This window comes from Paenibacillus sp. FSL M7-1046, assembly GCF_038007405.1.
Classification (GTDB): Bacteria; Bacillota; Bacilli; order Paenibacillales; family Paenibacillaceae; genus Paenibacillus_AQ.
The window spans coordinates 2,974,226-2,994,983 of sequence record NZ_JBBOXB010000001.1; the positions used below are offsets into that span (position 1 = coordinate 2,974,226).

Below are 20,758 nucleotides of genomic sequence, written 5' to 3' on the forward strand. Positions count from 1 at the left end.
AGTCTTAAAGAGAGCAATCAATAATGGAGTGGAAGGGGAAAAAAAGAATGACATGGTTAACGAAATGGTCGTTTGGCAATAAGGGGGCGGTAGGTCTTCTAGTTGTTATGGCACTGGTGGTGGGGATAATGAGCTACACCTCGCTGCCGATGGAATTCATGCCGGAGGCCGATAATCCACAGATCACGGTTACAGTGCTTGGACCCGGACAGGATGCGCATTCGATGGAAACCTCGGTTACCAAGCCGATTGAAGCGGCGACCTCTCAGGTGAAGGGCAAGACCGAACAAATGTCTACCTCCGGAGACGGATATGCCAAGGTAGACATATATTTTGACGGCAAGTCTGATATGAAGGAGGCGGCGCAGGAAGTCGAGAAAGCTGTGGGTACACTGCAGTTTCCCGAAGGTGTGATGGACCCGTTCATCATTCAGCTGAACACCTCAATGATTCCTGTCTCCCAGCTTACGCTGTCGTTCGATGATGGGCTCACCAAAGATAACCTTGAGATTGCCGAGAATACCATTATCCCTGAGCTGCAGAAGATCGAAGGGGTAGCCAGCGTAGCTTTGTATGGCAAGACAGCTCCTCAAGTTAGAGTGAAGCTTGATCCGAAGGCGATGGCCGCAAAAGGGGTAACCACTGCGCAGGTATTGGGGCTGCTTCAGGGGCGCAATGTTTCCGCCTCCATCGGCGAGCAGACGATCGGCGGCCAGACGGGGAATGTGAATGTAATCTCTTCGATAGACAGTATAGATACCTTGAAGCAGCTGCAGGTCGGGGCTGGAGCAAAGCTGCAGGATATTGCCGCTGTTGAGGCCAAGATAGACCAGGAGAGCGTCAGCCGCTCCAATGGTAAAGATGTGCTGTTCGTCGTAATTACCAAGGAAGCGAATGCCAATGCAGTAGATGTCGGCGATAAGGTGCGCAGCGCTGCAGACGATATCAATGACAGAATTAAAAATGCCGAGGCCTCCGTCATTTTCAGCACCTCTGATATGGTGGTCACCTCCGTCAACAGCATGATGCGTGAAGTCCTGCTCGGTGCGTTGTTTGCGACAATCGTAATCCTGCTGTTCCTGCGTAACATCCGGGCTACGCTGATCACGGCGATATCCATTCCGCTGTCCCTGGCGGTTACCCTTTACCTGCTTAAGGTATCGGGAATTACCCTGAACATCGTTACCTTGGGCGGGGTTGCCGTTGCTGTCGGACGGCTGGTGGATGACAGCATCGTGGTCATTGAGAATATTTACCGGCGTATGCAGAAGGAACCCTTGTCCCGTGATATGGTGATCAGCGCAACCCGCGAGGTGGCCAGAGCCATAACCAGCTCAACGCTTGCTACGGTGGCGGTATTCCTGCCGATGGGGCTGCTGCGCGGCGGACTGCAGGCTTTCTTGCTTCCGTTTGCCTTGACGGTAACTTACTCCTTGCTGACTTCGCTTGTTGTGGCGCTGACTGTCGTTCCGCTGCTAAGCTCCTGGCTGCTGCGCGGCTCTTCCCTGAAGGAACATGAGCCCGCCGGATGGTTCACCCGTTTTCTCGATTGGAATCTGCAGCGCAAATGGCTCACGCTGAGCCTGGGGCTGGTGCTGTTAGTCGGCTCTATTGGCGCTTATATTGCTATGCCGAAGGCCGCGCTGGATGCTAGCGATGCCAGCAATGTATCCGTTCAACTGGTATATCCGAATGATGTTCCGGTCGCGGAGGTGTTGAAGAATGGCAAGTTGCTGGAGCAGGAGCTGATGAACCAGCCGCAGGCCCAGACGGTCATCATGCAATCCGGGAACAGTGCCGATTCGGCGAAATGGGGCAGTGTTACCTCGCTGACCCAGGTGGATTATACAGTAATGATCAAAGAAGGAACGGATGCGCAGGTGTTTTTGGATAAAGTCCGCAGTCTTCAGGCTTCCTATACGGGGGCAACGCTGACCGCAAATGAAGCCAGCATGATGGGCTCAAGCTCCACCAGTGAATATGTCGATATTGTCGGCAATGATGTCGCAGCTATCAATACAATTGCTGAAGAGGTCGCCGCCAAGGTGAAGAGTATAGAAGGTGTGCAAAAGGTCAGCAGCAACATGGAGGATACCAAGCCGGTATTTGCCTTCAAGGTGAATCCTGCTGAAGCTAACGCCCAAGAAATCTCCATGCAGCTGGGGGCGATGCTCAATCCGGTTCCGCTGGGACAGATCGAGTTGGACGGTTCTCCTGCCGGCGTTATCCTTGAACCTGTTATTCAGGCGGAATCACAGGAAGACCTGAAGAATATGACCATCATGACCGCCGCTGGTCCGCAGCCATTGTCGCAAGTGGCAGCCCTTGAGGTCACGGATCAGCCAGCTATGCTGTACCATAAGGACGGCAAGCCTTATGTGCGGATTACCGCAGAAGTGGATCCGAAGAAGGTATCGGCCATCGGTGCCGATATTAAAAAGCAGACAGACGGCATAACGCTGCCGGACGGTGTAACTCTGTTCGCAGGCGGAGCATCGGCAGACCAGGCCGGGGACTTCGGTGACCTTGGAATGACGGCGCTGATCTCAATCGGCCTAGTGTACCTGATTATGGTGCTCACCTTTAAGACGCTGCGTGCACCACTGGCAATTATGTTCTCATTGCCGCTTGCAGCCATCGGAGCGATTGTAGCCCTGATCATATCCGGGGTAACCCCTGACTTCACCGCGTTGTTCGGTGCATTGATGCTGATTGGCATCGTGGTCACAAATGCGGTGGTGCTGATCGACCGCATCAAGCAGAATGAAGCGCATATGTCGATCCGCGAGTCCATTCTCGAAGCAACCGGCACACGGATGCGCCCGATTCTAATGACGGCGATTGCCACTGTCTGCGCCATGTTACCGCTGCTCTTCGGACATTCCGAGCAGGGCAGCATTGTCTCGCAGAGTCTGGCCATCGTAGTAATCGGCGGATTAACCGCAGCCACTCTGCTGACGCTGCTGGTCGTGCCGGCCATCTACGAGCTGCTGTACTTCCGCAAATCTGCCAAGGAACGTAAAAAGGCGGCAAAATCTGCGGTTGCAGCATAGGCCGAAATAGGCAGGGAAGGCTTGTATCAGTGACAATTGAATAGTATCCGGGCAGGTGACGTATTGGAGCTTTTAAACTCCTGAGGTTAATCCTGCAAAAAAAGTCTTAGCCTGTGTTCCACACTTCCATTACGGAACGTGGAGTTCATGAGCTAAGACTTTTTCATTTATTCTTACAAAATATTTACAATCAATAATATACATATAAAAACAAAATTTCCTACTGAATTATGTAAAATAATATGATTTTTTGTGTAAATATATAGTTTTAACACATATTCATATATAAAATACTTGTTTTTCCATGGGAATATATGTATTATTAATCTTGTAATAAATTAATAGGCGAGGGGGGAAGTTGTTCTTTTCGCTACACAATTTTTATCGCCCGGTTTAGTAGTGTTCTTGTTAGTAGCAAGGATATAGTGAAGGATTCATTCCAACTCAATTACTAAAAGGAGATGTTTAATTGTGAAAAAAATTCAAAAGTCAGCAATTGCCGCACTTTCTACTATGGCCATGCTCTTAGGATCTGTACCGGCTGCGTTCGCTGATGAAGCCGTTACTCCTGCTGCTGCTCCTGCGGCACAGGAAGTTCAGGCAGCGAGCGGAGTTGTTACACCGCTGGCAACACTTTACGGTTCAGTAGGAACTCCTACTACGGATATATATTTCAATGGCGTTTATACAGTCGAGATTCAAGGCGAACCAGGCGGTAATTACGTAATCTATGCCATCGATCCCAGTAATAATTGGTACTATAGAACAGAGATTATTGGTTCAGGTAAGTATACAAGCCAATTATGGGGCTATCATAAAATTTATGTAACTTCAAGTTTCGGAGGGAACTTTAAAGTTATCTATTAATAATTATTGATTGATTTTAACGTAATCGTAATTACTATCTTCATATAAACGTCAAAACCCCACCGGCCCAAATGGACAAGTGGGGTTTTTAGTATTTACATTCTGGTCTTTAATAATCAGTCCGCTCTTTGCGGCTCAATTCCCCGTACTTTCATAACGCGATAGTCCGAAGCGGAAAATGCCGTAGGCCGCAGCTGCACTTCCTATTGCAGCTACCGGGGCCAGCATCCACCAGCCGGACCATTCGCTTTTGCCAAAAATATATGTCGCCGGATAAAAGCTGATAAACGCATAAGGAAGCACGGTAGAAATAAACACCCGTACGGCCTGCGGGAACAGCGTGATCGGATATTTGGCCAGGTCGGCCAAATTATGGACCATCAAGGGAAAGGCATTGCCGGCATTACGGATCCAGAAGGCTGCCGAATTGCCGGCCAGATTGATCGACACGCGGATAACTACTGCTGTCACAAGGAGCAGGGCAATAATTATGACTTTGCCAAAGGTCCAGTGGAGATGGGTGTGGACCAGCGATTGCCAGACAATTACGCCGCCGATCAGCAGATTTCCGAGGCCGTTAATGCCGATGCCTGTACAGAACACCTGAAGCACGACAGGCACCGGCCGCAGCAGATAACGGTCCATTTCTCCCATGTTGACCAATCTGCCCATACGCCAGGCCCCCTCGAAGAACAGGGAGGCAATGCCTTCGGTCAGAAAGATCATCGCGTACATAAAGGTGACTTCCCAGAACTGCCAGCCGTTGATGTCGGGAATCCGGTCATAGATGACCCAGAGGAAGACGAATCCCAGCACCTGCGTTAATGCGGCAGAACACATTAAGATATAGAAATCCTTATTGTATTCCATGATGGCTTTTAACTGCTGTATGTAGAGCCTTTTGTATAGATAGAACATGCGTGATAACTTCATGCTTCGCTCTCCTTCCGCCTAACCTCCATGAATCGTTACCTGACGTACTGCCCAGTTCCACATGCATTTTCCGGCAATCCAGAGTGCAATCCCCCAGAAGAATTGCAGGCCGATCAGCCTGACGCTCTCCCAAGTGTCCGCCTGTTCCAGAAAGATCATCGTCGGTGTGTGAATAATGCTCTGAAAAGGCAGGAACAGTGCGAGCTTCTCCAGCCAATCCGGGAAAAAGGCCAAGGGTACCAGCGCTCCGGATAGTAGGTTGGTCAGGGCGATTCTTGTCCAGACAATGCCCATGGAGCCGGTCGACCAGAAGCATAATAATGCCGCAAGATAGACAACGCCGAACTTTACCAGGATCGCTCCGAGCAGACTGATTGCGAACAGCAGATAGACCAGCGCCGACTGCGGGAAGGTTACACCGGTCAGGAAGGTGGCGAACAGAACGAGCAACACCGTGCTCATTCCTCCCTCAAGCAGGCTGGAGCCCAAGGTTTCCGCAAATCTTGCACTTTGAAAATCAATGGGCTTAAGCAAATCTACGGCAACGCTCCCGTCGAGGATTTTGCCGGAAATAGATGTTTCGGAATACCAGGACAACACAGAGTTGGCCAGAAAGGTAACGAGCAAGTAGGTTTTCATCTGGTCCCACGAATACCCGCCTACGATATCGCGGCCGCTATAAATGCCCTGCCATAAAAAGTAGATTGCCAGCAGATTGATCGAATTGGCCAGAAAGGTGATCACGTAAGAAGTCCGGTAAGCGAGAACATTTTGCAAGGACCGGTTGGCAATACTTCTGTATTTCTTAAGATTGGGTACAGGCATGACTGCGTTCGCTCCTCCTTATGCACCGGTTTCGTTCAGGTTCAGATTTCCGTCGTATACGGCTTTGATGACTTGCTCGATATTGGCATCCTCCATCCGGAAGTCAATCACCTCGCCATGTTTCATCACCCGGCTGACCACTTCGCTGGCGGTATATTCATAACGGTCAAAGGATACGGAGAACTCTTGATCATTCTGCAAGTCCAGCTTCATTCCCGGAGTCTGTGAGAGCTGCTGGTACAGCTCGGGCAATGGCGAGCCCACCTGGAAAAAGATCACCCGGTTTCTGGCGAAACGGGATTTGACTTCACTTAAGCTGCCGTCATAGATAATGGAGCCGTGGTCGATGATAATCAGCCGTTTGCACAGGTCCTCAATATCACCCAGATCGTGGGTGGTCAACATAACTGTAGTCTGCTGCTCCTGGTTGATCTTTTTGATGAATTCGCGGATTTTCTGCTTCACGGAGACGTCGAGGCCAATCGTCGGTTCATCCAGATACACAATCGGCGGGTTATGTAATAAAGCAGCAGCCAGATCCGCTCGCATACGCTGGCCGAGGGAGAGCTTCCGGGCGGATAAGTGAATAAATTCACGCATACCCAGCATCTCAATAAACATCTCCAAGTTGGTCTTGTACACAGCATCGGGGATCTGATAAATATCCTTCAGCAGGGAAAAGGACTCCACAATCGGAATATCCCACCACAGCTGCGTGCGCTGCCCGAACACCGCTCCGATCTGGGCGGCGTTCTCCATTCTTTTCCGGTACGGGTTGATACCGTTTACAGAAATACTGCCTGCGGTAGGCATCAGTATGCCGGTCAGCATTTTGATCGTGGTAGACTTGCCTGCACCGTTCGGCCCGACATAGGCCACCGTCTCACCTGCCTCGATGCTAAGGTCCAGCGACTGCACCGCCATCTTCTCAATATGCCTGGGGATCAGCAGATGTTTGACCGCACCTTTGAGGCCGGGCTCCTTCACCGCCTGCATAAACGACTTGCTCAGTCCTTTAGCTTCAATAATACTCAAGGGTCATCCTCCTTCAGTGTTGACATTCTATAAAAAGGCGTGTTCCGTTAATATAGCACTGCTGTAATGTCGAAAACTATCACAATAAATCGAAAGAATAATTTTTTTATTAGTTTATGACGAATCCTGCAAAAAGACCTCTGTCTGATGAACATGCGGATTTTATAGTGGAGCTTTATTTGTCCATAATAGACAATCTAATGATGCATGTTCTTAATTCTCTGATTTATGTTATAATACGTTTTTCTAAAATCGATTATAATAGATTATGGTAAAAATGGAGGTGGAGCTATTTGAGTATCTTTGACAAGACGAGAGTCTGGTGCCTGCCCGGGGACTTGAAAGAGGAGCAACTTAAATTATTCCAGCCAGTCGCCAAACAAGAAGGAGCAATACCTGCTGAATTGACAGCGGTTTCTTCGAATGAAAAATGCAAAGACCGTATTTATCATACAGCAATGATTGCTTCCATCCGCAACGAAATGAAAAAAATCAGCCATTTTATCTCCATTCCCTATGTTGTGTTCTTAACTGGCAAGGAGGGCGTCATTCTGGAGCTGGTATCTTCCTCTCCGGATCTTCAAGCGGATATGCTTCAGGCTGGTATGGGTGTCGGTGTCAGCCTAGGAGGGCAATATTCTGGTTTAAATGCGGTCTCGTTGGCTATGGAAATGAACTGTATTGGTGTAGTGAGAGGTGAGGAACATTCCAATATTGTATTTAAAGGGTGGAATTGCGTATGTGCTCCGCTGCAGAGGGATGGCAAAGTGTATGGTTATGTGGATATTTCCTTCAATAAAAATGAACAGATTGAATTTGCCATCCCCTTCGTGCAGCAGGTGGCTGAGAACATTTCGGAGAAGTGGATGGAGCAGCACCCGGAGATGCAGCAGTACCGGCTGGAGGCCAGTTTTCAGGAATTTAGACTGACTGCGCGCGAACAAGATGTGTCCCGGTTATGGCTCATGGAGAAAAGTGCGCTGCACATTGCCAACGAGCTGGGGATCAGCGAAGGCACAGTGCGTAACATGGTCAAGAACATCTACAGTAAAATGCGTGTAAATGACCGGTGGCAGTTCACCAAAAAGCTTGCACATTAACAGATTTTTATACATATAAAAAGAGCCGGCCCGCGATAATTGGTATCCAGGGCCGGCTCTTATTCAATTCTTATAGAGCCGGTTTAGGGATAATCAGCTTTAACCGCAAGAGCAATTCAGTACTGGCTTGCGTGCGGCCTGCGTTTCATCCAGACGGCTGATCTCCGTAGTGTGCGGAGCATTAATGACGATTTCCGGAGTCTCCTGGGCTTCCTTGACGATTTGAATCATCGTTTCGATGAAGCCATCAAGCGTTTCCTTGCTTTCGGTTTCGGTCGGCTCAATCATCATGCACTCTTCCACAGTCAGCGGGAAGTAGACCGTTGGCGGGTGGTAGCCGAAGTCGAGCAGGCGTTTGGCTACGTCCAGCGTGCGCACGCCGTATTGCTTCAGGTTCTTGCCGGACATCACAAACTCGTGCTTGCAGACACCCGGATACGGAATTTCAAAATACGGTGCCAGCCGGTGCATCATATAGTTGGCATTCAGCACGGCGTTTTCGGAAACCTCGCGCAAGCCGTCCGGCCCGTAGGTACGGATATAGGCATAGGCACGGACGAGAATTCCAAAGTTGCCGTAAAAGGCCTTGACCCGCCCGATGGATTCCGGGCCGCCATAGTTCAGCGAGAAGCTGTCATCTTCATTCTTGACCACCGTAGGCTGCGGAAGAAAAGGAATCAGCTTCGCTTTCACGCCGACAGGTCCGGCTCCCGGACCGCCGCCGCCATGCGGGGTGCTCATCGTCTTGTGCAAATTCAAATGCACCACATCGAAGCCCATATCGCCGGGACGGGTAATGCCCATAATGGCATTGGAGTTGGCTCCATCGTAATAGAGCAGTCCGCCCGCTTCATGTACAATTGCAGCAATCTCCACAATCTGCGTTTCGAACAGGCCGAGTGTGCTGGGGTTGGTCAGCATCAGCGCGGCGGTATCGCTGCCGACAGCTGCCTTCAGCGCTTCAAGATCAACCATTCCTTTATTATTGGAAGGAATCGTCACCGTATCAAGTCCGGCTGCTGCGGCGCTGGCCGGGTTGGTGCCATGCGAGGAGTCCGGCACAATCACCTTCGTGCGGGTCTCGCCGCGGCTCTCATGGTAGGCGCGGATCATCATCAGGCCAGTCCATTCACCATGTGCGCCTGCGGCAGGCTGCAGGGAGACGGCATCCATGCCGGTCAAAGCGGAAAGATCATTTTGCAGGGTGTACATCAGTTCCAGAGCTCCCTGAATGCTTTCTTCCGCCTGGTAAGGATGAATCTTGGCCAGTCCCGGGAAGCGGGCAACATCTTCGTTGATCTTCGGATTGTATTTCATCGTACAGGAGCCGAGCGGATAGAATCCGTTGTCGACGCCGAAGTTGCGCCGGGACAGCGCGGTGTAGTGGCGGATGACATCCACTTCGGATACTTCCGGCAGCACGACCGGTTCGCTGCGCAGAAGTCCTGCAGGGATCAGTGCATCAAGGTTCTCATCCTGCGGAACATCACACTGCGGCAGGGAGTAGGCCGAGCGGCCGGGACGGCTAAGCTCGAAGATCAGACTTTGTTCCGGTTTCATAAACAGCCCTCCAGTGCGCTGGCGAATTGGTCAATTTCGGTTTTGCTTCTTTTCTCCGTGACGGCAACCAGCATATGTCCGGCAAGCTCCGGATAATCACGGCCCAGATCGTAACCGCCGAGATAACCTTCTTTTATGAGCTTGGAATTAATCTCGCTCACTTCACTTCCTTCGGGAAGCTTCAGGACGAATTCGTTAAAGTAAGGAGCTGAGAACGCAGCCGCAGCACCGTTAATTTCGCCGAGTTTGCCGGCGGCATAGTGGCTCTTGCGGATGTTCAGCTCGCCAACCTCGCGCATGCCTTCTTTGCCCATCACGGACAAATAGACGGAAGCGCATAGCGCCAGCAGCGCCTGGTTGGAGCAAATGTTCGAAGTGGCTTTTTCACGGCGGATATGCTGCTCGCGGGCCTGCAGCGTCAGCACGAAGCCGCGTTTGCCGTTCCGGTCAACGGTCTGGCCGACAATCCGGCCCGGCATGCGGCGCATCAGATGCTCCGCTACGGCGAAGAATCCGCAGGTTGGGCCGCCCAGCGAAGCCGGAATGCCCAGCGGCTGCGCATCACCGACGACAATGTCGGCGCCGAGCTTGCCCGGCGTTTCCAGTACGCCGAGCGCCAGCGGGTTGGCGCTGACGATGAACAGGCCTTTGACGCCGTGGATCAGCGGCTCGATGGCACCGAGATCTTCTATCGCGCCGAAGAAGTTCGGTGACTGCACCAGGACAGCCGCCGTGTCGCCGTCGATGGCTGCGGCAAGCTTCGCTTGGTCGGTTACACCGTCTTTATAGTCAATCTCTACGACATCGAGGCCCCAGGCCCCTGCCGAAGTGCGCAGCACCTGGCGGGCCTCAGGATGCACGGTGCGGGAGACAATCAGCTTTTTGCGTTTGGTGGCACCAGCTGCAAGTACTGCCGCTTCCGAGAAAGCCGTAGCACCATCGTACATGCTGGCGTTGGCCACCTTCATGCCGGTCAGCTCACAGATGTAGGACTGGAATTCAAAGATCGCCTGCAGCTCGCCTTGGCTGATTTCCGGCTGGTAAGGGGTATAGGCAGTATAGAATTCCGAACGGGAGATGACATGATTGATGACGACAGGGATATGATGGTCATAGAGGCCGGCGCCGAGGAAGCTGGCGTGGGTATCGAAATTGGCATTTTTGTCGGCCAGCTCTTTCATATGGCGCAGCAAGGCGTATTCATCCAGCGCCTCCGACATCGGCATAGTTCCCTGATAACGGACGGCCTCGGGGATATCGGAGAACAGCTCCTCCATGGACTGAATTCCGACTGCTTCCATCATTTCGTTGCGGTCTTGTTCAGTCATTGGCAGATAACGGTGCTTCATTGCGGCTTCACTCCCTGGCTCTTTTTGTAGAATGGCGCTTTGACCACGACAGCCTTGAGCTGCTTGCCGCGGATCTCTACGTTTACCTCTGTGCCTATTTCACTGTAAGCTGCATCCAGCAGCGCAAGTCCGAGATTGCGTTTGAGTGTCGGTGACTGGGTGCCGGTGGTCACTTCACCGATCTTTACTCCATCCCCGTATACAGGGTAGTGGGAACGCGGAATGCCGCGGTCGATCATTTCCAGACCGACAAGGCGGCGGGGCAGACCGTCAGCCTTCTGCTTCACCAGCACATCACGGCCGATGAAATCTTCTTTGTCCAGCTTCACGAAGAACTGCACGCCTGCTTCCAGCGGCGTAATATCCGCCGACAGCTCCTGGCCGTACAGCGGCAGCTTGGCTTCAAAGCGCAGCGTGTCGCGTGCGCCAAGACCGGCTGGTGTCAAGCCGTGCGGAGCCCCCGCTTCCAGCAGGCCGTTCCACAGCGCAGCCGCTGTATCCGGCGGCGCGTAGAGCTCGAATCCGTCCTCGCCGGTATATCCGGTGCGGGAGAGCAGAACGTTCACGCCGCACACCTCGGCGTTCTCGATGAAGTGGAAAGGCTTCAGCTCAGCAATGGGAGCCGCTGTAACTTTGGAGAGGATGGCCTCAGCCAGCGGGCCCTGCAGGGCGAGTAGAAGAGTCTCATCCGAGATGTTGCTCAGGCTGACGCCGCTGAATTCTGCGGTTAGATGCTCCTGCAGCCATTGAAAGTCCTTGTCGATGTTGGAGGCGTTCACGACAAGCATGTAACGCTCTTCGCCGAGGCGGTATACGAGCAAATCATCGACAACACCGCCGTTTGGATATAGAAGCAGCGTGTACTGCGCTCCACCGTCTGCCAGCTTGCTGACATCATTGGTCGTCATTTTTTGCAGGAAGGCTTCGGAGCCGCTGCCGCTAACCATGAATTCACCCATATGCGACACATCGAACAGTCCGGCTTGCCCGCGGACGGCCTCATGCTCCCTGACGATTCCTGTAAACTGCACCGGCAGCTCCCAGCCGCCGAAGTCAATGCATCTGGACTCCGCATAAGCAGAATAAAGGTCATAAAAAGGCGTTCTTTTCAAAGCGTTCATGTGCTCACTCCCTTGGTCTGATTACATGCAAGCCTAACGGGATTTCCTTTGCCGGCAGGGACGGAGTCCGTTTCTGCCCATTAAAAAAAAGGACAGGCGGAAGCCAAATATGCGCACGCGCATATAGACTTCCGCTCTGTCCTTTGTACCTGAGAGTTACCCTGCTGTGAACCCGGCAGGTTTCCCCGTTGGTGACCAGTACGCCGCAATAGCAGGGCCTGATGCTCTCCAGAGATGCGTCCGGCAAAGGTCCTTTTGCCTGAGAGATTCACCCCTTAGAGGGCTTACTCCTTCGGCGCCGTCTTCAAGAGGCGGTCTCTCCCTATGCCATCATTCGCAAACCGTATAATTTTCTGCTGTCTCCATTAAACCGGGTATGGAGGTCCACTGTCAACAAAAAAACGTCAAAAAGATGACAAATTTAAATTTCCTGTCAGTTATATTGACATTGAGCAGGACGATAACTTAGTCTATAACTAAATTTACAACTCCAATTCGGAAATGAGGCGGCTTGAAATGAGTGAAGTGCTAGATAACCTGCTGTACAGCGAAGAGCATGAATGGGCGCAGCAGGGCGAAGGACGTTTAATACGTGTTGGGATTACGGATCATGCCCAGCATTTACTAGGCGATATCGTATTTGTGGAATTTCCTGAAGTTGGATCGGCTATTTCTGCCGGGGACAGCGTGGGCAGCATTGAATCCGTGAAGACGGTTTCCGAATTATATTCACCGGTATCGGGAACGGTGACCAAGATTAACGATGCACTGGAGAACAGTCCGGAGCTGATTAACGATCAGCCGTACAGCGGGGGCTGGATTTTTGAACTGGAGATCGAAGGCGAGTATGCCGAAGCCGTATCGGGACTGCTGGACGCAGCCGCTTACCGTGAACGGGTTGGGGAATAGCAATTGGTTTTGTGAAAAATTTATTAAAGACGGATTTCGCGCATTAGCTGCACTAATGTGAGGAGTCTGTCTTTTTGCGCTTTCAGCGGCTTGGAAAATCTGCAAGTCCCGGATAAAAATGTGGAGCCATCCGCCACAAGAGGGGCAGCAGTGCAAGGCTAATCAGGACGAATAAACAGCATAAAAGGATAAATCTGTAGATTTTGCGAGGGGGTGCAGCCGGTCTGAGCACAAAGTAATAAACGCCGATAGAGTAAAAGGGATACAGCAGGACAGCTGCCATGGCCATGCAGACAAAAAAGGTCATCTCACCGGCTGAGCTGGGGATCATTGTGTCCGGGTAATACACGGGATCAAGCTGCAAAAAGATAACCAAAAGTGGCACATAAGCGAAAAACAGGTGCAGAAAAAAGCAGCGGATGCGTCCGTTGTCGGCCAGACCGTAGAGCATCCACCAGACTCCCAGCCAGGGCAAGGCAAAAGCGCCGCCCGCAAGCAAAAAACGAACGGCGATTTGAATCAGCTTGCTTAGCGGATACACATTGGCTTGTTCGCCCCAGAAAAGGGAGTACGACGAGAGTAAAAGGAAATAAGCCATGCCCCCAACGAAGAACGTAATGATTCCCTGGAGAAACGCGGTAACCAATAGCGAGACTAGTAGACGCAGATTTTTTAAAAATCGGGTGGGATCAGGTGATGTTCCGTTTAGAGTTTCCATACCTATTCAGACTCCTTTAGAAGCAAATGTAACCTTTCATCATCTGCTGTTCTGGGCTGATAGGCGGAATTATTCTTCGTCTTGAAGCTGCCGCAGCACGATTAGCTCGACGCGGCGGTTTTTCTGTTTTCCAAGCAGCGTAGTATTGTCGGCAGCGGGCCGGGTATCGGCATAGCCGGCATACTGGAAGGTATCCGGATCCAGTCCTTCATTGTCGAGGAAGAAACGCAGGATGGAGAGTGCCCGCGCGCCTGACAGCTCCCAGTTGTCGTTATAGCGCGAGCCAACCGACACCGGGGTATTGTCGGTATGTCCCTCGATGCTGATGGATGCGCCTATGCCGCGGAACAGGCCTGAGAGCTGGCGGAGTGCAGGGAATGCAGGTGCTTTCAGCTCGGCTTTGCCGGCATCGAACAGGAACCGGTCGCTAAGCGTAATGGCAATGCCCTGTGGTTTATCTGCAACAAAGATCTGATCTCCGAGGTTGTTGTCTTCAACATATTTGGTGATGACGCCCATCAATGAGGCCAGCTTCGCTTCCTGTTCCTTGAAAGCCAGTTCACGTGAAGAAGGCGGCTGTGCCGTCTCTCCGGCATTGGCCGTGCCTGCAACTTTGCTTCCTGTTCCATTATCTTGACTGCCTTCGCCAGCGACAATTGCAGAATTGCTTCCTTGTTTCTGACTGTTTGCTGAGCCGCTGTTTTCCGTTTCTTGTTGGCTCTCCAGAATGCCATCGCCACCTTCAAGCACGGGGTTGCCGCTCCTGAACGTTTCCGAAAGGGAACCGGTGACAATCTTGTATTTCTGCACGTCCAGACTGCTCATGGCGAACATAATGACGAAAAATATAAGTAAAAGTGTAATGAGATCGGCATAAGTGATCATCCAGCGGTCATTGCTCTCCCGGCTTTCGGCGTGCTGCTCACGCCGGTTTCTCTGCCTCATAGCAGCCCTCTTGCATACTCACGCTCACGGCTTCCGGCAGAATCCGCAGTGAAGGAGCTAAGCTTCTTGCGCACCAGCTGCGGATGATCCCCGTTCTGCAGGGCCAGAATGCCGACCAGCAGCATCTCCATGCCAGCCAGCTCGGTTTGGCTGCGGGATTTGATCTTGGAGGCAATGGGTAAAAATATTAGATTAGCGCTGGCTACACCGTAAAGCGTCGCTGTAAAAGCGACTGCGATGGATGCTCCCAGATTGGAAGGATCGGTCAGATTGCTGAGTACATGGATCAGTCCCATGACCGTCCCGATAATCCCCATCGTTGGTGCGTAGCCTCCGGCCGCCTCAAATATTTTGGCGTAGCCGTTGTACTTCAATTCTTTGGCGTCCATGTCCAGCTCCAGAATCTGGCGGACCTCGTCAGCATCTGTGCCGTCGACGATCAGCAGCAATCCTTCACGGGTAAAGGGATTGGGATGTTCTTCGGCTTTTTGCTCCAGCAGGAGCACACCGCCGCGCCGGGTAATAGCAGCCATGGAGATCAGCTCCTCCGCGTTCTGCTCACTCAGGTCCGGATGCCTGCCGAAGGCCATGCGCAGTGCAGCAGGGATGTGGCGCAGTTTAGATGCGGGAAAGCTGATGAGAACAGCGGCCAATGTGCCGCCAAAGACAATTAGTGCAGCATTAGGCTGCAGCAATCCGGAGAGATTGCCGCCTTCCCAAAAGAAGCCGCCGATCATAGCGGCCAGTCCAGCCAGGAGGCCGATAATTGCGGTGATATCCATAGGTTATGACTCCTTACTTTTCTATATATTATGGTTTGCATGAATGTAGGCAACACTGTATAATAAACGGGAACAAGTATTCTTATCTTCCATATTTTTCAGGATTGTATGGAGAGCCAGTACTTAGGGCCACAATTATACTATACTACTATATTTTAGACGATAGAGGGGAGACGGGCAAATGAGCGATATTGTCGTCAGTACGAAGACTTTTGAACTGGAGTCCGAATACACACCCCAGGGCGATCAGCCTCATGCCATTGAGGAATTATTGGACGGCATCCGGCAGGGCAAGAAGCACCAGACGCTGCTGGGAGCGACGGGCACAGGTAAGACATTCACCGTCGCACAAGTGATTTCCAAGTTAAACCGCCCCACGCTGGTAATAGCGCACAATAAGACACTTGCTGCGCAGCTGGCGAGTGAATTCAAAGAGTTTTTCCCGAACAATTCGGTAGATTACTTCGTCAGTTACTACGATTACTACCAGCCAGAGGCTTACATTCCCTCCTCCGACACCTACATCGAGAAAGATTCCAGCATCAATGAAGAGATAGATAAGCTGCGCCACTCCGCGACCAGTTCATTGTTTGAACGGCGCGATGTTATTATTGTAGCGAGCGTATCTTGCATTTACGGCCTCGGTTCGCCGAAGGAATACGGAAGCCTCCTGCTCTCGCTGCGGGTAGGGATGGAGAAGCCACGCAACCAGATCTTAAGCAGACTAGTAGATATCCAGTATCAGCGCAATGACATGAATTTTGTCCGCGGTACATTCCGTGTGCGCGGTGATGTGGTTGAGATCTTCCCGGCTTCCCAGGGAGAACATGCCATCCGGGTAGAACTGTTCGGCGACGAGATTGAACGGATTACCGAGATTGACGTGCTGACCGGAGAATTAATCGGTGAACGTGAGCACATCGCGATCTTTCCGGCATCTCACTTTGTAACCCAGGAAGAAACGATGAAGGTTGCGATCGTCAACATTGAACGTGAACTGGAGGAACGGCTGGCCGTTCTTCGCGACGCAGGCAAGCTGCTGGAAGCCCAGCGGCTGGAGCAGCGGACGCGTTATGACATCGAGATGATGAAGGAGGTCGGCTTCTGCTCCGGGATTGAGAACTATTCCGGACCGCTCACCTTCCGTGAGCCGGGAGCAACCCCTTATACCTTGATGGACTACTTCCCGGATGACATGCTGATTGTTATTGATGAATCTCATGTTACCCTTCCGCAGATTAGGGCCATGTATAACGGTGACCGTGCGCGGAAGACCGTTCTGGTAGAGCATGGGTTCCGCTTGCCGTCAGCGCTGGATAACCGGCCGCTTCAGTTTGAAGAGTTCGAAGACAAGGTAAGCCAGATCGTCTATGTATCCGCCACGCCAGGTCCATACGAAATGGAACACTGCGATACGATGGTGCAGCAGATTATCCGCCCTACCGGTCTGCTTGATCCGATTATTGAGGTGCGTCCGACAGAAGGCCAGATCGATGATCTGATTAGTGAAATCCGCGAACGTGTGGAACGCGATGAACGGGTACTGGTAACGACACTTACGAAGAAAATGTCCGAGGATCTGACCGATTACTTCAAGGAGATCGGGATCAAGGTCCGATATATGCACTCTGATATCAAGACGCTGGAGCGGATGGCGATTCTGCGTGATCTGCGTCTCGGTACGTTCCATGTCCTCGTGGGTATCAACTTATTAAGAGAAGGACTGGACTTGCCAGAGGTATCCCTTGTCGCGATTCTCGACGCCGACAAGGAAGGTTTCCTCCGTTCTGAACGCTCACTGATTCAGACTATCGGCCGTGCCGCCCGTAACTCAGGCGGCCGCGTCATTATGTATGGTGACCGTATTACGGATTCCATGGAGAAAGCTATGAGCGAAACTGAACGCCGCCGGGCGATTCAGATTGCCTATAATGAGAAGCATGGAATCACCCCGACGACGATCAACAAGAAAATCCGCGAAATCATCGAGGCGACCAAGGTCGCCGAATCCAAGGCCGAATATCTCACCGGCGTGGGCGGCAAGATGAACAAGAAGGACCGCCAAAGCCTGATGCAGCGTCTGGAGGCCGAGATGAAGGACGCCGCAAAGAACCTGCAATTCGAGCGCGCCGCCGAGCTGCGTGATGCTTTGCTGGAGCTGCGGGCCGAGTAAATATTTTAGCGAGTACTGGAACGGCGCTTCCCAGGCCGTTCTTTTTAGATAAACTGCTCCGTTGTCTTGTTGCCTGTTGTCAGCGCATCCCGCAGGGACAGCTGCCCTGGCGGTTCCGGTTCTAGCGCATCCCGTAGGGACAGCTGTCCTGGCGGGTTTACGGTTTTAGTGCATCCCGTAGGGAGAGCCGTCCTGGCAGTTTCCGGTTTTAGCGCATCCCGTAGGGACAGCGTCCCGGCACGCAGCAGCATGCAGCGTGCCGACCAGCGGAGCACGGACGTTGAAGCGGTCCCTTTAGGGACAAGCGCTCCGAGCACCACAACAGCTAAGTACAGCCCCATCCATCTCCTTCGCCAACCTTGCGGGTGTCCAGAGGGCGCAGCCCTTGGGGCCCTCCCTTGGAAGGGAGGGTTTGGGAGGGATCGGAAATATTTTGAAATGTGGCTTTTAAATAAAGCTTTGAACTAGTTTTGAACTAAATGATGTATATAAAGGAGAGGTACCGTTGGCGAACGAAAATATAGTAATCAAAGGCGCGAGGGCGCATAATCTCAAGAACATTGACGTAACGATTCCGCGGGACCGCTTCGTCGTGCTTACGGGACTTAGCGGCTCCGGCAAATCGTCGCTGGCGTTCGATACGATCTACGCGGAGGGACAGCGCCGTTATGTCGAGTCCCTGTCGGCGTATGCCCGCCAGTTCCTGGGCCAGATGGAGAAGCCGGACGTTGATTCCATCGACGGATTATCTCCGGCAATATCGATCGACCAGAAGACTACAAGCCGCAATCCGCGCTCAACGGTAGGTACGGTTACGGAGATTTATGACTATTTGCGGCTATTGTTTGCCCGGGTCGGCCATCCTCATTGCCCGGATCACGGGATCGAAATTACATCACAGACCGTCGAACAGATGGTGGACCGGATTATGCAGTATCCCGAGAAGACGCGGCTGCAGATTCTGGCACCGGTTATTTCCGGGCGCAAGGGTGAACACAAGGGGCTGTTTTCGGATATCTCCAAGCAGGGATTTGTCCGTGTGCGCGTTGATGGCGAACTGCGGGAAGTCACTGAAGATATCCAGCTGGAGAAGAACAAGAAGCATACCATCGAGGTCGTGGTTGACCGCATTGTCATCAAGGATGATATGGAGACTCGTCTGACCGACTCGCTTGAAACAGCCCTGAAGCTCTCAGGTGGACAGATTCTGGTTGATGTTATCGGCCAGGAAGAACTTCTGTTCAGTTCAAATTTTGCTTGTCCAGTATGCGGATTTAGTATTGAAGAGCTGGCACCGCGGATGTTCTCCTTCAACAGCCCTTTCGGCGCTTGTCCAGAGTGTGATGGACTTGGTGTGAATATGGTTGTCGATCCCGATCTATTAATTCCGGATTCCGAGAAATCGATTGAAGAAGGAGCATTTCTGGCCTGGACTGGCAGCACATCGAATTACTACCCGCAGTTTCTGAAATCGGTCTGTGAGCACTTTAAGATTCCACAAAATGTTCCTGTAAGCAGTCTGACTCCCGAACACATGAGCAAGCTGCTCCACGGTACAGGCAGCGAGAAGATCCGGTTCCGGTATGAAAATGACTTTGGCCAGAAAAAAGATGCGCTGGTTGCCTTTGAAGGAATTATTCCGAATCTGGAACGACGTTACCGCGATACGGCATCGGATGGAATCCGTGAGTTTATCGAAGGTTTTATGAGCGCCAAGCCTTGTAATGTGTGCAAGGGCAAACGGCTGAAAAAAGAAATTCTTGCGGTCACAATTAATGAGCAGAATGTAGCGGATGTTACGGATCTCTCGATTGGCGACTGTTTGGACTTCTTTGATAAACTGGTGCTTAGCGAGAAGGAAACAGCCATTGCCCATCTTATTCTGAAAGAGATTAGCAGCAGACTTGGCTTCCTGGTGAATGTGGGTCTGAATTATTTGACGCTCAGTCGTGCGGCAGGTTCACTCTCCGGCGGTGAGGCGCAGCGGATCAGGCTGGCGACGCAGATTGGCTCCAGCTTGATGGGCGTTCTGTACATCCTGGACGAGCCAAGTATTGGTCTGCATCAACGAGACAATGACCGGCTGATCGCCACACTGGGGCATATGCGAGATCTCGGCAACACATTAATTGTGGTTGAGCATGATGAAGATACGATGATGGCGGCAGACTATATTATTGATATCGGACCGGGTGCCGGTATCCACGGCGGACAGGTTATTGCCCAAGGGACGCCGCAGGAAATCATGAAAGACCCGAGTTCCTTGACCGGAGAGTACTTAAGCGGACGCAAGTTTATTCCGGTTACGTCCAAACGGCGGCCAACCGATGACCGCTGGCTGGAAATTCGCGGAGCCAAAGAGAATAACCTGAAGAACGTAAATGTCAAGATTCCGCTGGGCGTCTTTACTGCAGTGACTGGAGTTTCCGGTTCCGGCAAATCGTCGCTGGTTAATGAAATCCTCTATAAGAGCCTGGCCCGTCAGTTGAATAAGGCCGTTAAGGTCCGTCCCGGCCTGCATAAGGAAATTCGCGGTCTGGACAATTTGGACAAGGTCATAGAGATCGACCAATCGCCGATCGGCCGCACGCCGCGTTCCAATCCGGCTACCTATACCGGGGTGTTCGATGATATTCGTGATCTGTTCTCCAAAACCAATGAAGCTAAGGTGCGCGGATTCCAGAAGGGCCGCTTCAGCTTCAACGTCAAAGGCGGCCGTTGCGAGGCCTGCCGTGGAGACGGAATTATCAAGATTGAAATGCACTTCCTGCCGGATGTCTATGTTCCTTGCGAAGTATGCAAAGGCAAACGATACAACCGCGAAACACTGGAAGTGAAATACAAAGGCAAAAACATCTCTGATGTGCTGGAAATGACGGTAGAGGATGCAACCGGGTTCTTCCAGAACATCCCGCGCATCCACCGCAAAATGCAGACCTTGCTGGATGTGGGTCTTGGGTACATCAAGATTGGCCAGCCGGGAACGACGTTGTCCGGGGGTGAAGCACAGCGCGTGAAGCTGGCTTCCGAGCTATACCGCCGCAGTACCGGCAAGACACTGTACATTCTGGATGAACCGACAACAGGGCTGCATGTGGATGACATCGGCCGCCTGCTGGAGGTGCTGCACCGCCTGGTAGATTCCGGCGAATCCGTTCTGGTTATCGAACATAACCTCGATGTGATCAAGACGGCCGATTATGTTATTGATATGGGACCTGAAGGCGGCAGCGGCGGGGGAACGGTACTGGCTACAGGAACACCGGAGAAGTTAATCACCGTTGCGGAGTCCTATACCGGCAAATACCTGAAGCCGATTCTGATCCGCGATACGGAGCGGACTGAGGCTCTGCAGCTGCAGACGTCGGAGACAGTATAACTGCACTTC

Annotated in this window: 16 protein-coding genes and 1 riboswitch; of the genes, 6 read left to right on the forward strand and 10 right to left on the reverse strand. The window is 52.0% G+C overall.

The annotated features are described in order from the left end of the window. Window positions 1–47: 47 nt before the first annotated feature. Together NYE29_RS12990 and NYE29_RS12995 are read left to right on the forward strand one after the other, a co-directional pair. Window positions 48–3,053, forward strand: coding sequence for an efflux RND transporter permease subunit (locus tag NYE29_RS12990; protein WP_340896318.1), 3,006 nt, complete (start codon window positions 48–50; stop codon window positions 3,051–3,053). Between the two features lie 471 nt (window positions 3,054–3,524). Beyond that, a complete protein-coding gene (locus tag NYE29_RS12995) occupies window positions 3,525–3,920 on the forward strand; it encodes a hypothetical protein (protein ID WP_340896319.1) in 396 nt (131 codons plus the stop codon). Window positions 3,921–4,055: 135 nt separating this feature from the next. On the opposite strand, the gene NYE29_RS13000 is transcribed toward NYE29_RS12995, so the two are convergent. Genes NYE29_RS13000 through NYE29_RS13010 form a run of 3 tightly spaced genes read right to left on the reverse strand, consistent with a single transcriptional unit; the run spans window position 4,056 to window position 6,713 of the window. Continuing rightward, window positions 4,056–4,853, reverse strand: a complete 798-nt coding sequence (locus NYE29_RS13000; RefSeq protein ID WP_340896320.1) for an ABC transporter permease — start codon at window positions 4,851–4,853, stop codon at window positions 4,056–4,058. A gap of 18 nt (window positions 4,854–4,871) precedes the next feature. Next, the gene (locus NYE29_RS13005; protein ID WP_076109598.1) at window positions 4,872–5,678 is read right to left on the reverse strand and encodes an ABC transporter permease; all 807 of its coding nucleotides are present in this window, start codon (window positions 5,676–5,678) and stop codon (window positions 4,872–4,874) included. 18 nt (window positions 5,679–5,696) lie between these two features. After that, the gene (locus NYE29_RS13010) at window positions 5,697–6,713 is read right to left on the reverse strand and encodes an ABC transporter ATP-binding protein (protein WP_038597244.1); all 1,017 of its coding nucleotides are present in this window, start codon (window positions 6,711–6,713) and stop codon (window positions 5,697–5,699) included. A gap of 293 nt (window positions 6,714–7,006) precedes the next feature. Between NYE29_RS13010 and NYE29_RS13015 the strand changes: the two genes are divergently transcribed. Next, complete coding sequence (locus NYE29_RS13015) at window positions 7,007–7,813, forward strand: LuxR C-terminal-related transcriptional regulator (protein ID WP_340896321.1); 807 nt, start codon at window positions 7,007–7,009, stop codon at window positions 7,811–7,813. Between the two features lie 99 nt (window positions 7,814–7,912). Here the strand turns inward: NYE29_RS13015 and gcvPB are convergent, their stop codons facing one another. From gcvPB to gcvT, 3 genes are read right to left on the reverse strand one after another with little or no spacing between them, the layout of a single operon-like run. Next, window positions 7,913–9,373, reverse strand: coding sequence for an aminomethyl-transferring glycine dehydrogenase subunit GcvPB (gene gcvPB, locus NYE29_RS13020; RefSeq protein WP_340896322.1), 1,461 nt, complete (start codon window positions 9,371–9,373; stop codon window positions 7,913–7,915). Beyond that, window positions 9,370–10,722: an aminomethyl-transferring glycine dehydrogenase subunit GcvPA gene (gene gcvPA, locus NYE29_RS13025; protein ID WP_340896323.1), complete on the reverse strand. Its 1,353-nt coding sequence runs from the start codon at window positions 10,720–10,722 to the stop codon at window positions 9,370–9,372. The genes gcvPB and gcvPA overlap by 4 nt, the downstream gene beginning before the upstream one ends. Continuing rightward, window positions 10,719–11,843 carry a glycine cleavage system aminomethyltransferase GcvT gene (gene gcvT / locus NYE29_RS13030; RefSeq protein ID WP_340896324.1) on the reverse strand — a complete coding sequence of 375 codons (1,125 nt, stop codon included), beginning with the start codon at window positions 11,841–11,843 and terminating at the stop codon, window positions 10,719–10,721. Before gcvT ends, gcvPA begins: the two co-directional genes overlap by 4 nt. A gap of 237 nt (window positions 11,844–12,080) precedes the next feature. Further along, a riboswitch (glycine riboswitch) is annotated at window positions 12,081–12,177 on the reverse strand. A gap of 182 nt (window positions 12,178–12,359) precedes the next feature. Between gcvT and gcvH the strand changes: the two genes are divergently transcribed. Further along, entirely contained in the window at window positions 12,360–12,752 is a 393-nt protein-coding gene (gene gcvH, locus NYE29_RS13035; RefSeq protein ID WP_076109594.1) for a glycine cleavage system protein GcvH, read from the forward strand. Between the two features lie 82 nt (window positions 12,753–12,834). Here the strand turns inward: gcvH and NYE29_RS13040 are convergent, their stop codons facing one another. From NYE29_RS13040 to NYE29_RS13050, 3 genes are all read right to left on the reverse strand, one after another. After that, window positions 12,835–13,470, reverse strand: a complete 636-nt coding sequence (locus tag NYE29_RS13040) for a hypothetical protein (RefSeq protein WP_340896325.1) — start codon at window positions 13,468–13,470, stop codon at window positions 12,835–12,837. A gap of 69 nt (window positions 13,471–13,539) precedes the next feature. Next, a complete protein-coding gene (locus tag NYE29_RS13045) occupies window positions 13,540–14,415 on the reverse strand; it encodes a flagellar motor protein MotB (RefSeq protein WP_340896326.1) in 876 nt (291 codons plus the stop codon). Continuing rightward, complete coding sequence (locus tag NYE29_RS13050; protein WP_076109591.1) at window positions 14,412–15,197, reverse strand: flagellar motor protein; 786 nt, start codon at window positions 15,195–15,197, stop codon at window positions 14,412–14,414. Before NYE29_RS13050 ends, NYE29_RS13045 begins: the two co-directional genes overlap by 4 nt. A gap of 181 nt (window positions 15,198–15,378) precedes the next feature. On the opposite strand from NYE29_RS13050, the gene uvrB reads away from it, so the two are divergent. Then, window positions 15,379–17,370: an excinuclease ABC subunit UvrB gene (uvrB, locus tag NYE29_RS13055; protein WP_340896327.1), complete on the forward strand. Its 1,992-nt coding sequence runs from the start codon at window positions 15,379–15,381 to the stop codon at window positions 17,368–17,370. A 44-nt stretch (window positions 17,371–17,414) separates the two neighbouring features. Here uvrB and NYE29_RS13060 read toward each other — a convergent pair whose 3' ends face one another. Next, a complete protein-coding gene (locus tag NYE29_RS13060; protein WP_340896328.1) occupies window positions 17,415–17,711 on the reverse strand; it encodes a hypothetical protein in 297 nt (98 codons plus the stop codon). Between the two features lie 164 nt (window positions 17,712–17,875). Between NYE29_RS13060 and uvrA the strand changes: the two genes are divergently transcribed. Beyond that, window positions 17,876–20,749, forward strand: coding sequence for an excinuclease ABC subunit UvrA (gene uvrA, locus NYE29_RS13065; RefSeq protein ID WP_340896329.1), 2,874 nt, complete (start codon window positions 17,876–17,878; stop codon window positions 20,747–20,749). Window positions 20,750–20,758 lie beyond the last annotated feature (9 nt).

Bases quoted from the DNA above. Each gene is read 5' to 3' on its own strand.
- gcvPB (WP_340896322.1), bottom strand. From the start codon at position 9,373: ATGAAACCGGAACAAAGTCTGATCTTCGAGCTTAGCCGTCCCGGCCGC.
- gcvT (WP_340896324.1), bottom strand. From the start codon at position 11,843: ATGAACGCTTTGAAAAGAACGCCTTTTTATGACCTTTATTCTGCTTAT.
- NYE29_RS12990 (WP_340896318.1), top strand. From the start codon at position 48: ATGACATGGTTAACGAAATGGTCGTTTGGCAATAAGGGGGCGGTAGGT.
- NYE29_RS13060 (WP_340896328.1), bottom strand. From the start codon at position 17,711: ATGGGGCTGTACTTAGCTGTTGTGGTGCTCGGAGCGCTTGTCCCTAAA.
- NYE29_RS13050 (WP_076109591.1), bottom strand. From the start codon at position 15,197: ATGGATATCACCGCAATTATCGGCCTCCTGGCTGGACTGGCCGCTATG.
- gcvH (WP_076109594.1), top strand. From the start codon at position 12,360: ATGAGTGAAGTGCTAGATAACCTGCTGTACAGCGAAGAGCATGAATGG.
- NYE29_RS13040 (WP_340896325.1), bottom strand. From the start codon at position 13,470: ATGGAAACTCTAAACGGAACATCACCTGATCCCACCCGATTTTTAAAA.
- gcvPA (WP_340896323.1), bottom strand. From the start codon at position 10,722: ATGAAGCACCGTTATCTGCCAATGACTGAACAAGACCGCAACGAAATG.
- NYE29_RS13045 (WP_340896326.1), bottom strand. From the start codon at position 14,415: ATGAGGCAGAGAAACCGGCGTGAGCAGCACGCCGAAAGCCGGGAGAGC.
- uvrB (WP_340896327.1), top strand. From the start codon at position 15,379: ATGAGCGATATTGTCGTCAGTACGAAGACTTTTGAACTGGAGTCCGAA.
- NYE29_RS13005 (WP_076109598.1), bottom strand. From the start codon at position 5,678: ATGCCTGTACCCAATCTTAAGAAATACAGAAGTATTGCCAACCGGTCC.
- NYE29_RS13000 (WP_340896320.1), bottom strand. From the start codon at position 4,853: ATGAAGTTATCACGCATGTTCTATCTATACAAAAGGCTCTACATACAG.